Source organism: Terribacillus saccharophilus, from assembly GCF_002272745.1.
Classification (GTDB): domain Bacteria; phylum Bacillota; class Bacilli; order Bacillales; family Amphibacillaceae; genus Terribacillus; species Terribacillus saccharophilus_B.
In genome coordinates, this window is record NZ_NPBD01000007.1 from 538,943 (window position 1) to 552,153 (window position 13,211).

The 13,211-nt window shown below is 45.4% G+C and carries 14 protein-coding genes; 13 read left to right on the plus strand and 1 reads right to left on the minus strand.

The genetic code is table 11. From position 1 onward, the window contains the following. Positions 1–19: 19 nt before the first annotated feature. Genes CHH58_RS09865 through glyA form a run of 4 tightly spaced genes read left to right on the plus strand, consistent with a single transcriptional unit; the run spans position 20 to position 3,628 of the window. On the plus strand, positions 20–1,396 hold the full coding sequence (locus tag CHH58_RS09865; RefSeq protein WP_170937583.1) for a methyl-accepting chemotaxis protein: 1,377 nt from the start codon (positions 20–22) through the stop codon (positions 1,394–1,396). Beyond that, entirely contained in the window at positions 1,350–1,790 is a 441-nt protein-coding gene (gene rpiB, locus CHH58_RS09870) for a ribose 5-phosphate isomerase B (RefSeq protein WP_038564056.1), read from the plus strand. The genes CHH58_RS09865 and rpiB overlap by 47 nt, the downstream gene beginning before the upstream one ends. Positions 1,791–1,805: 15 nt before the next feature. Continuing rightward, positions 1,806–2,345 carry a TIGR01440 family protein gene (locus CHH58_RS09875; RefSeq protein WP_095234145.1) on the plus strand — a complete coding sequence of 180 codons (540 nt, stop codon included), beginning with the start codon at positions 1,806–1,808 and terminating at the stop codon, positions 2,343–2,345. 47 nt (positions 2,346–2,392) lie between these two features. Further along, a complete protein-coding gene (glyA, locus tag CHH58_RS09880; RefSeq protein ID WP_095234146.1) occupies positions 2,393–3,628 on the plus strand; it encodes a serine hydroxymethyltransferase in 1,236 nt (411 codons plus the stop codon). Between the two features lie 95 nt (positions 3,629–3,723). On the opposite strand, the gene CHH58_RS09885 is transcribed toward glyA, so the two are convergent. Beyond that, positions 3,724–4,029, minus strand: coding sequence for a hypothetical protein (locus tag CHH58_RS09885; protein WP_095228059.1), 306 nt, complete (start codon positions 4,027–4,029; stop codon positions 3,724–3,726). 599 nt (positions 4,030–4,628) lie between these two features. On the opposite strand from CHH58_RS09885, the gene upp reads away from it, so the two are divergent. The 9 genes from upp (at position 4,629) to atpA (ending at position 13,164) form a co-directional block, all read left to right on the plus strand. Then, complete coding sequence (gene upp, locus CHH58_RS09890; protein ID WP_038564063.1) at positions 4,629–5,258, plus strand: uracil phosphoribosyltransferase; 630 nt, start codon at positions 4,629–4,631, stop codon at positions 5,256–5,258. Further along, positions 5,245–6,405, plus strand: coding sequence for a non-hydrolyzing UDP-N-acetylglucosamine 2-epimerase (gene wecB / locus CHH58_RS09895; RefSeq protein ID WP_095228060.1), 1,161 nt, complete (start codon positions 5,245–5,247; stop codon positions 6,403–6,405). The genes upp and wecB overlap by 14 nt, the downstream gene beginning before the upstream one ends. A 65-nt stretch (positions 6,406–6,470) precedes the next feature. Further along, positions 6,471–8,654: a S8 family serine peptidase gene (locus tag CHH58_RS09900; protein WP_249275090.1), complete on the plus strand. Its 2,184-nt coding sequence runs from the start codon at positions 6,471–6,473 to the stop codon at positions 8,652–8,654. Between the two features lie 424 nt (positions 8,655–9,078). Further along, a complete protein-coding gene (locus tag CHH58_RS09905) occupies positions 9,079–9,450 on the plus strand; it encodes an ATP synthase subunit I (protein ID WP_095228064.1) in 372 nt (123 codons plus the stop codon). Between the two features lie 20 nt (positions 9,451–9,470). Beyond that, entirely contained in the window at positions 9,471–10,202 is a 732-nt protein-coding gene (atpB, locus tag CHH58_RS09910) for a F0F1 ATP synthase subunit A (RefSeq protein WP_095228066.1), read from the plus strand. 37 nt (positions 10,203–10,239) lie between these two features. After that, positions 10,240–10,446: a F0F1 ATP synthase subunit C gene (gene atpE, locus CHH58_RS09915; protein ID WP_038564072.1), complete on the plus strand. Its 207-nt coding sequence runs from the start codon at positions 10,240–10,242 to the stop codon at positions 10,444–10,446. Positions 10,447–10,572: 126 nt separating this feature from the next. Then, positions 10,573–11,091 (plus strand): F0F1 ATP synthase subunit B, encoded by a 519-nt coding sequence (gene atpF / locus CHH58_RS09920; protein WP_038566153.1) that lies wholly within the window; start codon positions 10,573–10,575, stop codon positions 11,089–11,091. A gap of 3 nt (positions 11,092–11,094) precedes the next feature. After that, positions 11,095–11,640 (plus strand): F0F1 ATP synthase subunit delta, encoded by a 546-nt coding sequence (locus tag CHH58_RS09925; protein ID WP_095228068.1) that lies wholly within the window; start codon positions 11,095–11,097, stop codon positions 11,638–11,640. 18 nt (positions 11,641–11,658) lie between these two features. Further along, positions 11,659–13,164: a F0F1 ATP synthase subunit alpha gene (gene atpA, locus CHH58_RS09930; RefSeq protein WP_038564077.1), complete on the plus strand. Its 1,506-nt coding sequence runs from the start codon at positions 11,659–11,661 to the stop codon at positions 13,162–13,164. Positions 13,165–13,211: the final 47 nt, after the last annotated feature.

A 13,211-nucleotide genomic window follows, 5' to 3' on the forward strand; every position in this document is an offset into this window, starting at 1 on the left:
ATGGATGGTGGATTATGTCATGAAAAGCTTCAGTCTGCGTCTCAAACTGGCGATCTTCGCCACAGTTCTCGCATTAGTCACCTATAGTGTGAGTGCATTGTTCATTTATATTGTGCATCCCTTTGTTCAGCAACATTGGAATGTTGCCGCACCAGTACTCGTTCTTCTGACACTATTTCTCGGTGTCTTGTGGACCGGGATACTAGCCTTTTCCGCAGCCCGCTTTATTACGAAGCCATTAAAGGATCTGGAAAAGGTTGCAACTAAAGCTGCTGATGGCAGCTTGGAGGAAGAATGGGAAGTTGTTCCTTCGAATGATGAGATTGGTGCGCTGACACGTGCTTTTCAAAAAATGCTGCATAACCTGAAGTCAATGATCTCAGACATTGATGCCAATGCGAAGGCGAATGATCAATACGCTAAACAGATCCAGTCTGAAACAATGACTGCATCTGAAAAAGTCATTGAAATTGATGGAATTATGCAGACGATGGCTGATGGAGCTCAATCAACATCAGGTGCGGTCGGCAGCATTGTGCAGTCACTCGACAACGCAACTGCATTGTCTGAGGATGTCCGGACCAAAGCGGATCAGTCCCAGGAACTATCTCATGGAATGGTCGGAAAATTGCACAGTTCACAGACAGTTGTGATGGATTTGGTACAGGGAATTCAAATGATCGCAGAAAAACAGGAGCATTCAATCGACAATGTAAAGCAGCTCGAAAAAAACGCTTCAGAAATCGAACAGATTATCCGTTTTGTTAGTGACATAGCGGAACAGACAAATCTGCTTGCACTCAATGCTTCAATCGAAGCTGCGCGTGCTGGCGAACAGGGACGAGGCTTCGCAGTAGTGGCTGAAGAAGTTCGGAAACTGGCGGATGAAAGCAGACAGGCAGCGCAGGACATTTCTGTTAACATCAAAGAAATTCAGCAGAATATTGGACAAGTTGTTACGGAAATCGATGAACAATTGGCACTGGCACGGAGTGAGGCAGAAAAAGGCTCCGAAAGCAGTGTCGTTATGGAAGAAATGACAGCAGCCATTACACATGTTGTTACGTCGATTCAGGAAATCGGCAAGCTAACCCTGCAGCAGCGGGAAGAAATTGCTTCCGTTACAAATCAGTCCAAAGGTGTAGCGACGCTTGCTGAGCAGGCATCAGCCGGAGCGCAGGAAGTGAGTGCCTCTGTACAGGAGCAAGCATCTGTCATGCATAACTTGGAGCAATTATCAGCATCACTCGAGGAGCAAGCAGGCAGGCTTAGAGACCAAATGAAACAATTCGAATTTACACAACAAACATCCGTGCATCACGCGGAATTCGGAAGGAAGGATGAAGAAAATGAAAGTAATTCTAACATCAGACCACGGTGGAGTAAATCTTCGTAAGGAAATTGCAGATCTTCTGACGGAGCTGAATATTGAGTTTGTGGATACAGGCTGTGATTGTGAGGGTTCTGTAGATTATCCGGATTACGGAATTCCAGCAGCGGAAAGAGTTGCAAACGGCGAATTTGATCGCGGGATTCTTATTTGCGGTACTGGTATCGGTATGAGTATTTCGGCAAACAAAGTACCTGGCATCCGCGCAGCACTCGTACACGATGTGTTCAGTGCGAAAGCTACTCGGGAACATAATGACAGCAACATGCTGGCAATGGGTGAACGTGTAATCGGGCCAGGTCTTGCACGTGAAATCGTTCAAACATGGCTTGGAACTGAATTTACAGCAGGACGTCACCAGAATCGCGTGAACAAGATCTCGGACTACGAAAACAAGTAAAAGAGAAGGGTGTACATGAAAGCAATCGCAGATCATATTCAGACTGTTGTAAGGGAGCTCGCTTCCTGTGGGTATTTGCATACGGGAGACTTATTTTTGATCGGGTGTTCGACGAGCGAAGTAGCTGGTGAGCGGATTGGCAGTGCGGGGAATATGGAAATTGCAAAACTGCTTTACCAGCAGCTGGAATGGCTGAAAAAAGAAACTGGCATAAATCTCGTATTTCAGTGCTGTGAACACTTAAATCGTGCTATTGTAGTAGAGAAGCATATCAGTCGGCAATACGGTTTAACCGAAGTTTCCGCGAAACCTGTTGCAAGAGCCGGCGGTTCTATGGCTGCTTGCGCTTATGAGCAGTTTGAGGATCCTGTGTTGGTCGAAGATATTCGGGCGGATGCCGGAATAGATATCGGGGAGACGATGATAGGGATGCATCTGAAGCCTGTTGCAGTACCATTCCGTCTCAAGCAGCGGTATATCGGCGGTGCCCGGATTAATACTGCTTATACAAGACCTAAACTGATTGGCGGCGTAAGAGCTGTGTACCCTGACTGAACACCGGCTACGACATACATCAACAATACACGAGGAGGCATGTTTCGATGAAACATATTCAAGCGAATGATCCAGAACTATTCCAAGCTATCGAAGACGAAAGAGGGCGCCAGCACGACAAGATCGAGCTGATTGCATCTGAGAACTTCGTATCACAGGCTGTCATGGAAGCGCAAGGCTCCGTACTCACAAACAAATATGCGGAGGGCTATCCAGGCCGCAGATACTATGGCGGTTGTGAATATGTTGATGTAGCAGAAAATCTCGCAATTAACCGAGCAAAGGAAATCTTCGGTGCAGAGCATGCCAATGTACAGCCGCACTCCGGTGCACAGGCAAACATGGCTGTTTATTTCGCATTTTTGGAGCCAGGCGATACGGTTCTTGGGATGAACCTCAGTCACGGCGGACATTTGACCCACGGCAGTCCAGTGAACTTCAGCGGTAAGCTGTATAACTTCACGGAATATGGTGTGGATCAGGAAACAGAGCAGCTCGACTACGAAGTCGTACGTGCAAAAGCGCTTGAAGTAAAGCCGAAGATGATTGTGGCTGGTGCAAGTGCTTATCCGCGTGAAATCGATTTTGCGAAATTCCGCGAAATCGCTGATGAAGTCGGAGCTTATCTTATGGTCGATATGGCACATATCGCGGGTCTTGTTGCAACAGGCGTACATCAATCGCCAGTTCCTTATGCAGATGTTGTGACAACAACAACGCATAAAACATTGCGTGGACCACGTGGTGGTATGATCCTTACAAAAGAGAAGTACGCCAAGCAGATCGATAAAGCTGTCTTCCCAGCAATGCAAGGTGGACCACTGATGCACGTCATCGCGGCAAAAGCAGTGAGTTTCAAAGAAATCCTGGATAATGATTTCAAAGCTTATGCGCAGCAGATTGTTGATAATGCACAGCGCCTTGCGGAAGGTTTGACAAAAGAAGGTGTCCGTCTTGTATCTGGCGGTACAGACAACCATCTGCTTCTTCTTGATGTAAGCAAGCTAGGTCTTACTGGTAAAGATGCGGAGCATGCATTGGATGAAGTCGGTGTGACAACGAACAAAAACACGATTCCATTCGATAAAGAAGGTCCATTCATCACAAGTGGTGTACGGATCGGTACAGCAGCAGTCACTACTCGCGGCTTCAAGCTGGAGGAAATGGACGAGCTTGCTGCTATCATTGCTACAACATTGAAGCATCATGATGATACAGAGAAATTGGAAGAAGTGAAAGGTCGCGTCAAAGCGTTGGCTGATCGTTTCCCGCTTTATAAGTAAAAGAAGAGAGACAGTCGCAGGGGCGACTGTCTCTTTTTTTAAAGAGTATTTTGTTGGAGTGAAAAGATTTAGGGAGCATTTTTATAGCAGTTTTGTCAATCTATTGCTTTTGTCTCTTTTAAACCTTTTCTCAATAATACTAAGGAAATACCATAAACTATGATTGTAATTGGTAATAACATAGTTGTAAAATCGCGATAGGTTTCTAACGAAACGGATTGAGAGAAACGTCGATATACTTCCATTAATAACCATCCAACTGGAAAAATAAATATTGACCAGCTCAGTGCTTTTAATTGTGCTAACTCGCCTTTCGCACTTTTAGATTCCTTACTTCGGGAAAAGCTAAAGATGATATATATGGCGATAAGATACAATGGAACTACAATTAGTGCACTCATTTAGAGATGGACCCTCCTTATCATTTTACAACTTAAGATAGTCTTTAATTCCAATTAATTGGGATTTAATGTGTGCTTCCAATATAACATAAACTGTGTTTGTTTTATTAATGCTGTATTTAAACTTCTGCTTAATCAGAAAGGAACCAGAAAGAGGCTGGAACAAAAAATCTTATTGAAAAAAACGAGGGTAAATCAAAATAGATATGATTTTAAGCACGATAAGTGCAGGCAGAATACGGAGACTCCCGCGGGATGAAGGCCTAGGTGAGACCCCGGAGTGAAAAGCACGAGGAGGCTCACCAGCCGCCCGCAGGAAAGCGGAGTATTCTGCCGGAGTGGCTCCGTCCGCCTCTTGGACTGGTTTGTCCCAGACTCAAGTGATCTTTTCCGCTTTTCGTTAGTGTCTAGCTCCAGTGACCAGAAACTGCGGCCTAAGCGATGAATCCCTGCGTGGAAAGATCATCCACTACGGGCTCCCTCACTTATTCCTCCGTTTCTTACCGGTCACTTACGCTTTTCGTATTGTCCCTTTTCTTTTGCAAATATCTTCTGTATACTATTAAAGATTTGAATATTTTTAGAGGGAGTGTTCGGAAATGGGTAATGTTTTTGTTTTGGATCATCCGTTAATTCAGCATAAGCTTACGTACATACGTGATAAGAATACAGGTACGAAGGAGTTCCGTGAGTTGGTGGATGAGGTTGCGGCGCTTATGGCGTTTGAGATCACACGTGATCTGCCGATGGAAGAGACAACGATTCAGACACCTGTCGTAGAAGCGAAAACGAAGGTACTTGCTGGTAAAAAAATCGGACTTGTGCCGATCTTGCGTGCCGGTCTTGGTATGACAGAAGGTATCCTGCGCTTGATTCCTGCTGCGCGTGTTGGACATATCGGAATGTACCGAGATCCGGAAACAATGCAGCCAGTGGAGTACTATATCAAACTCCCATCTGATATTGAAGAACGTGAATTGATTGTTATCGATCCGATGCTTGCAACAGGTGGATCTGCCAATGATGCCATCCACTCTTTGAAAAAGCGCGGCGCGAAACAGATCCGTCTAATGTGCTTAATCGCTGCTCCTGAAGGCGTGGAAGTGATCAAGAAAGAACATCCGGATGTAGATATTTATCTAGCTGCAATGGATGAAAAACTTGATGATCACGGTTATATTGTACCAGGCCTTGGCGATGCTGGGGATCGTTTGTATGGCACTAAGTAAAAAAAGAGTCATGCTTGTCTTCGGGACACGTCCTGAAGCAGTCAAGATGGCGCCACTTGTGCTTGAACTGAAAAAGCGGCCAGAGCAGTTCGAAACGATTGTCGCGGTGACTGCACAACAGCGGGAGATGCTAGATCAAGTACTTAGCATATTTGATATCAAACCTGATTATGACTTAAATATCATGAAAGCACGGCAAAGCCTGGCGCATATCACCACAAAGGTGATGGAAGGGCTGGACGAGCTGTATCAGGAGATAAAGCCAGATATCGTACTTGTACATGGAGACACGACAACTAGCTTTGCAGCATCACTTGCGGCTTACTATAATCAGATTCCTGTCGGGCATGTAGAAGCTGGATTGCGCACGTGGAACAAGTATTCCCCGTTTCCAGAAGAACTTAATCGCCAGCTGACTGGAGTAATAGCGGATCTTCATTTCTCACCTACTATCCAAGCTCGACAGAATCTGCTTGATGAAAATAAGAGTGTAGAAACGATTGCTGTTACAGGTAATACAGCGATCGATGCCTTACAGACTACTGTCGACCCGAACTATCAGCATCCTATCCTGGAACAAGCTGCCGACAGACGTTTAGTGCTGGTCACTGCTCATCGCCGAGAGAATCTTGGTGAGAACATGGAGCATATGTTCACTGCCATCAGAAGGATTGCAGATGCACATCCAGATACACTAATCGTCTATCCAGTGCACTTGAATCCAGCAGTGCGGGACATTGCAAATCGTATCCTCGGGAACCATGAACGAATTCAATTGATTGAGCCGCTAGGGCTGATTGATTTCCATAACTTTGCTTCCCATGCATACTTGATTCTGACAGATTCCGGAGGTGTCCAGGAAGAGGCACCGTCACTTGGAGTCCCTGTGCTTGTACTGCGCGATACAACAGAACGACCTGAAGGAATTCAAGCCGGCACACTGAAACTTGCCGGTACAGATGAAAAAGCTATTTTTGAAATGGCAGACAAACTTCTTCGTGATGAACAAGCGCATGAAGAAATGTCACAAGCGTCCAATCCTTATGGAGATGGACAAGCTTCAATTCGTATTGCCGATTATCTTCAATATTATTTCGGCTTACAATCACAGCCGCCTATACCATTCCAACCAGCTGACCCCAAATAGGGCAGCTGGTTTTTCGTATAGGGAATCTTCACTCGTGCATCCTAATGGCACAAGGGGGAGAGGCTGTGAAGCGATTTAGTTTACTGTTCATAAGTGTATTTATCATCATCGGTTTTCAGCCGGTTTCAGCTGCCGAGCAGAGGACGGTTATCATAGAACTGGAGGGCGACGTATCTGCCTATCGGGAGTATTTGGAGATGCATTATCCGTTCATTGAGATCGTGGATGAATTCGACACCTTGTTCCAAGGACTGGCGCTGCGCGCAACGGACGCGCAGCTGGATGAGCTGTCTCAGCACAGTCATCTGCTGAATATCCATCAGGTACATACCTACAAAGCAGAATCAAGAAAAACGGAAGTTCCATTTGTGACACAAGATTTCCTCGGTACAAGTGCAGCAGGTGTAACCGGAAAAGGTGTTAAAGTCGGCGTCATCGATACTGGAATTGATTACACCCATCCTGATTTGAAAAGGAATTATAAAGGCGGCTTTGATGTTGTTGACTGGGATGAAGATCCGATGGAGACAACACCAGAAGAAGGAGAAGCGACAATTCATGGGACGCATGTTGCTGGTATTATCGGTGCCAATGGCAAAATGAAAGGTATAGCTCCCGATTCTGAAATTTATAGCTATCGGGCACTGGGACCAGGCGGCACAGGAACATCTGTCCAAGTGATTGCTGCTATTGAAAAAGCGGTTGAAGATAAAATGGATATTATCAATTTGTCTCTAGGAAGCTCTGTGAACGGACCAGATTGGCCGACAAGTCTGGCAGTGAATAAAGCAGTGGAGATGGGCGTAAGTGTCGTAACAGCAAATGGGAATGAGGGTCCTGCCAATTGGACAGTCGGTTCTCCTGCTACTGCCACAAAAGCATTGTCAGTCGGTGCCGTTACCACTCCGCAAAAAACAGCAGTTTTGTACGAGCGGTTTTATAAAAAAATGATTCCGATTCTGCCGCTTCAAGGAGCGGTTGAGTGGAAGCAGCGTCGATCATTGCCGATTATGGATGGCGGTACCGGAGAAAAGCAGCTTCCGGATGCAACAGGCAAGATCGTCCTCTTTAAAAGAGGAAAAATACCATTTGCTGAGAAAGCTAGAGCAGCGGAGCGAGCGAATGCTGCTGCGGTTCTCATTTATAACGATGGGAGCGGCCCGTTGGAAGCCTCCATCCAGGATGGCGGAAAGCCAGTTTCTATCCCTGTTGCAGCAGTTACAAGGCAGGTTGGGCTATGGCTGCTTAAAAATGAGAAGACCGCACAACTGTCGGCTAAGCAAGTCGAGCTTCAGAATAGGATGGCAGCTTTTAGTTCGAGAGGACCTGTCACGAGAAACTGGGCCATCAAACCAGAGATATCGGCACCTGGCGCACCTGTATGGAGTACCGTACCCCAATCCGGCTATCAGGCTCTTCAGGGTACAAGTATGGCGGCGCCATATGTGGCAGGAGCACTGGCACTTGTTAAAGAAGCTCATCCAGAATGGACTGACGAGCAGCAGATTGGTGCACTGCTGACAACGGCACAGCTGCTCCAGAAGCCAAACGGCAAGCCCTATGATCCAATCGAGCAAGGTATGGGGAAAATGCAGCCGTCCAAAGCTATCTCCACACCAATCATTATTGAAAACCCGCTACTGCGGTTTGGCAAGATCGATACAAAGCAAGATGCAGAATATGTACTTACTGTCCACAATGTAAGTAACGTCCAGCAAAAGCTGCAATTCGATATGCCGAAAGCAGTGAGCGGTATACGCTGGAAGGTGCCAATGGCAGTGGAGCTTTCTCCGCATGAAACGAAACGGTTAAATATCAGCATCTCTGTCAATCCTGATATACAGGAAGCTGGTGTCCACCAAGGGTATCTATCGGCCCGGTTTGGTCAACAAGAAGTACATCTCCCTTACTTGTTTCTCTTAAAGTACGCAGATTATCCGAAGGCAATGGGACTCGAAATGGAATGGAAACCGCTTAACAGGAAAGGTGCCTACCACTATCAAATCTATTTGCCTGAAGGTGCGGATGAACTTAGAATCGACTTATATGACCCAGACACACTCATTTATAAGAGGAAGCTACTGACCAAAAAACAAGTGGATGCAGGGCTGCTAGAGGGCAGCATGAGCAAGAGGGAAGCTGGAAAACCGGGAGTCTATCTCGCTTTGATTCAGCTGCGTATGACTGATGGTAAGTATGTGAGTACAGAGCTGCCGCTTTATTTGTCAGACCAGATGCTCGTGAAATAGTACAAGCAAGTGAATTATATGTCACAGAATTGTCATATATGAACAGCTGATTATCCTTTATAATAGTAAGTGGAGGTCTATGCGTTTAGTAACGGATAGTCCTTTGCTTAATTGCTTTCGTGGAAGCGCATCCAACGTTGTTGTGGAAGGTAATTATTAACTTTGTAATTTATTTCACAATCTTGTATTGACACTGCTAATAGGCCTATTGTATTCTATAAATTGCGTGTGGTAGGAATTGAACTGGCAGGTGAGGGACGTAGTTTGCGCGCAACGTTTCAGCCACCAGCTTTCAACAACCGACGCAATTAACGCAGGAAGAAATACTTTTGTGGTTTGTAGGTTGAGAGATAATTACTGTACCGCTTTCCATACATAGTATCAGCAATTTTTTGTACGTCTTTCACGCATGGGAGTAAAGAAGATGCAGCAAACCAATAAGATGATAGACGCTCGACAAAGAAAATGGATGTTTTGTCTCCTGGCGATTCTTATACTAGGGGCAGCATTCACGCATTACCAACGCATTTTCCTCGGTCTACTTTTGGGATCCACTTTTAGTCTTTTCATGCTATGGTCACTACAGAGTAAAATTACAAAGTTTGTGGACGCAGCGGCTAAAAAACAAAGGATTTCCGGAATTGGTACCTTTAGCCGATTGGCAGCAGCGATACTTGCTGTAACAATCGCACATCGTTTTGAAGAGTATTTCCATCTTATTGGAGTAGCTGTAGGGATAGCTGCTTGCTACATCGTCATCTTAATAGATTCTCTAGTATTCAAGCTTAAAGACTAGCAACGAAAGAGGTGAATTAATTGAATCACGAATCACCAATGTGGAATGATGCCTTTGGCATAGAATGGCTTGATTTTAATCTTTCCACATCCCTGATGACCATCATTTCCTCGATCATAGTCTTTATCATTTGTGTTATGGGAAGTCGTCGTCTGCAACAGAGACCTGGGAAATTCCAGAATGTCATGGAGATGATTGTCGATTTCGTGAAAGGTGTAGTCGGCGGTTCCATGGATTGGAAAACCGGTAAGCATTTCTTACCTCTTGGATTAACACTATTCATGTATATTTTGGTAAGTAACATGCTTGGGGTCGTAGTGATGGGAGTATCCAGCGACCATACACTATGGTGGAAATCACCGACTTCTGATGCCGTCACTACATTAACACTATCACTCATGGTTGTTTTGCTCTCTCACTTTGCAGGTATACGGATGCATGGTATGAAGCACTACCTGAAAGGGTACGTCAAACCTATACCATTTATGCTTCCATTAAACCTTATCGAGGAAGTTGCAAACGTACTGACATTAGGTCTTCGTTTGTTTGGTAATATATTCGCTGGTGAGATTCTTCTATCCTTGATAGGTGAATCACTTGCATTTTCTGCACCGCCGTATACAACTATATTAGCTGTAATACCTATGGTGGCTTGGCAGGCGTTCAGCTTGTTCATCGGTGCAATTCAGGCATACATCTTCATCGTACTGACGATGGTATATATGTCTCACAAAGTCTCAAAAGATCATTAATTAAAAATGTATGTAAAAACAAGGAGGAAATTATATTATGGGTTCATTAGCAGCAGCAATTGCAGTAGGTTTGGCAGCACTTGGCGCAAGTATTGGTAACGGTCTTATCATCAGCCGCACAGTTGAAGGTGCCGCAAGACAGCCAGAGCTTGTAGGAACACTTAGAAACTTGATGCTACTAGGGGTTGCATTGGTTGAGGTTATTCCGATTCTAGCAGTAGTTATCGCGTTTATCGTAATGTAATTACTCACCTTATAATTTGAATGAATGGCGAAATTCTATCTGTTGAATATTCGCCATTCTTTTTGTAAGTCATGAATAAAGGAAGAAGCCGATTTAACTGTAACTGAGGTTAGAAGCTTGAAAGGAGTGGAACTGTTGCAAACACTTATCATCGGTGCTGCTATTGGTGGAACACCTGTAGGCAGTATGCTTGTCCAGATAATAAGCTTTATCATCTTACTAGCGCTTTTAGGCAAATTTGCTTGGAAACCTTTAATGAAAGTTATGCAAGATCGCCAAGAGTTTATTTCAAGTGAAATAGACGCAGCGGAGCAAAGCCGTAAGGATGCTGAAGCAGCAGCGAAAACAGCCGCTGAAGAACTTAAGAAAACTCGTGCGGAAGCACATGCAATAATAGAAGAAGCAAGAAAAGCGGGACAGCAGCAGGAAGAGCAAATCATTGCTATTGCGCGCCGTGAAGCTGAGCGCCTGAAAGACGCAGCGGTCGAAGATATCGCCAACGAAAAGGAAAAGGCTATGCAAGCATTGCAAGCACAAGTGGCATCCCTTTCCGTACAGATCGCAAGCAAAATCATCGAGAAAGAAATTACTTCCGACGATCAGGACAAGCTTATTAGTGACTATGTGAAAGAATTGGAGCGATAAGCTATGCGTGATGTGACCATTGTAAAACGATACGCAGAAGCGCTGTTCGAAGTAGCAGAGAATCGCGATATCGTGGAAACCGTGCGAGCGGAATTGCACACAGCGAAGCAAGTGGCACAAAACGATGCTGCTTTCCTCCGGTTCCTCTCAGAGCCAAAGATTGGCTTGGATAAAAAGAAAGCACTGATCGAAACTAGTTTTGCTGCAGGAAGCATCGAAGTTCGTAATACGTTAAAACTGCTTTTGGATGCTGGACGTATCAGCAGTATCCCGCAAGTGGCGGATGCTTTCCAGACGATGTTTGACGAAAAGCAAGGAACTGCACAAGCGACAGTGTATTCTGTCCGTGAGCTTTCCGATGCAGAGCGTCAGACAGTGGCAGAGACATTTGCGAAAAGGCTCGGCAAGCGAGCTGTTTCCATTGATAACAAGATCGATCCGACACTTTTAGGCGGTTTGAAAGTACGAATTGGCAATACAATCTACGACAGCTCAATTAAAAATAAGCTGTCTCGTATCGAACGTAATTTAGTAAATGTGAGCAAATAAGGATAGAGGTGAGACCGCATGAGCATGAGAGCTGAAGAAATCAGCGCGTTGATTAAACAGCAAATCGAGAGTTATGACGCTGAAATAGAAGTAAGTGATGTTGGTACTGTAATTCAAGTTGGTGACGGTATCGCACGTGTACATGGCTTGGACAATGTAATGTCCGGAGAATTGATTGAGTTCTCTAACGGTGTCATGGGACTTGCACAGAACTTGGAAGAATCAAATGTCGGTGTCGTTATTCTAGGCGAATACAAAGGCATCCGCGAAGGAGACGAAGTTCGTCGTACAGGACGTATCATGCAAGTTCCTGTCGGCCAAGAGCTTGTCGGCCGTGTTGTTAACCCACTAGGGCAGCCGATCGATGGTAAAGGTCCAATCGAAGCTAGCAACACTCGTCCGATCGAAGCTCCAGCACCAGGCGTTATGGATCGTAAATCTGTAGACGAGCCGCTTCAGACTGGTATCAAAGCAATTGATGCACTAGTACCGATCGGTCGCGGTCAGCGTGAGTTGATCATCGGTGACCGTCAGACTGGTAAAACATCCGTTGCAATCGATGCAATCCTTAACCAGCACGATCAGGATATGATTTGTATCTACGTTGCAATCGGCCAAAAAGAATCCACTATCCGCGGAACAGTGGAAACTCTTCGTAAACACGGCGCGCTTGATTACACAATCGTAGTGGCAGCAGGTGCATCTGATCCTGCACCATTGCTTTACCTATCACCGTATGCAGGTGTGGCTATGGGTGAAGAGTTCATGTACAACGGCAAGCATGTCTTGATCGTATACGATGATCTTTCCAAACAAGCAGCAGCATACCGTGAACTTTCCTTGCTTCTTAAACGCCCGCCAGGCCGTGAAGCATTCCCGGGGGATGTATTCTACTTGCACTCCCGTCTATTGGAACGTGCAGCGAAGCTTAGTGACGAGAAGGGCGGCGGTTCCATCACTGCATTGCCATTCGTTGAAACACAAGCTGGTGATATTTCTGCATACATCCCGACAAACGTTATTTCCATTACAGACGGACAGATCTTCTTGCAGTCTGATTTGTTCTTCTCCGGTGTACGTCCTGCGATCAACCCAGGTCTTTCCGTATCCCGTGTAGGTGGATCTGCACAGATCAAAGCGATGAAGAAGGTTGCCGGAACATTGCGTCTTGATTTGGCTGCATTCCGTGAGCTTGAATCATTCGCACAGTTCGGTTCTGACTTGGATGCATCCACGCAAGCTCGTTTGAACCGTGGTGCACGTACAGTGGAAGTACTGAAGCAAGGTTTGCATCAGCCGCTTTCTGTTGAAAAACAAGTAACAATCATCTATGCGCTTGTAAATGGCTACTTGGATGATATCCCGGTTGAACAAATCGTTCGTTTCGAGAATGAATTCCACACTTGGTTCGCAGCGAATCAAGCGGACTTGCTTAAAGGCATCCGTGAGACTGGCAAACCAGCTGATTCCGATCAGCTTAACAATGCGATTGAAGCGTTCAAGAAGACATTCGTCGTTAACTAACATTTCATAAATTACGGAATGCTGCACGTATTCCTTAGCGAAGGGAG

Coding starts and splice junctions, on each gene's coding strand:
- CHH58_RS09875 (WP_095234145.1), top strand. CDS start 1,806: ATGAAAGCAATCGCAGATCATATTCAGACTGTTGTAAGGGAGCTCGCT.
- atpE (WP_038564072.1), top strand. CDS start 10,240: ATGGGTTCATTAGCAGCAGCAATTGCAGTAGGTTTGGCAGCACTTGGC.
- CHH58_RS09905 (WP_095228064.1), top strand. CDS start 9,079: ATGCAGCAAACCAATAAGATGATAGACGCTCGACAAAGAAAATGGATG.
- upp (WP_038564063.1), top strand. CDS start 4,629: ATGGGTAATGTTTTTGTTTTGGATCATCCGTTAATTCAGCATAAGCTT.
- wecB (WP_095228060.1), top strand. CDS start 5,245: ATGGCACTAAGTAAAAAAAGAGTCATGCTTGTCTTCGGGACACGTCCT.
- CHH58_RS09865 (WP_170937583.1), top strand. CDS start 20: ATGAAAAGCTTCAGTCTGCGTCTCAAACTGGCGATCTTCGCCACAGTT.
- CHH58_RS09925 (WP_095228068.1), top strand. CDS start 11,095: ATGCGTGATGTGACCATTGTAAAACGATACGCAGAAGCGCTGTTCGAA.
- rpiB (WP_038564056.1), top strand. CDS start 1,350: ATGAAAGTAATTCTAACATCAGACCACGGTGGAGTAAATCTTCGTAAG.
- CHH58_RS09885 (WP_095228059.1), bottom strand. CDS start 4,029: ATGAGTGCACTAATTGTAGTTCCATTGTATCTTATCGCCATATATATC.
- glyA (WP_095234146.1), top strand. CDS start 2,393: ATGAAACATATTCAAGCGAATGATCCAGAACTATTCCAAGCTATCGAA.
- atpA (WP_038564077.1), top strand. CDS start 11,659: ATGAGCATGAGAGCTGAAGAAATCAGCGCGTTGATTAAACAGCAAATC.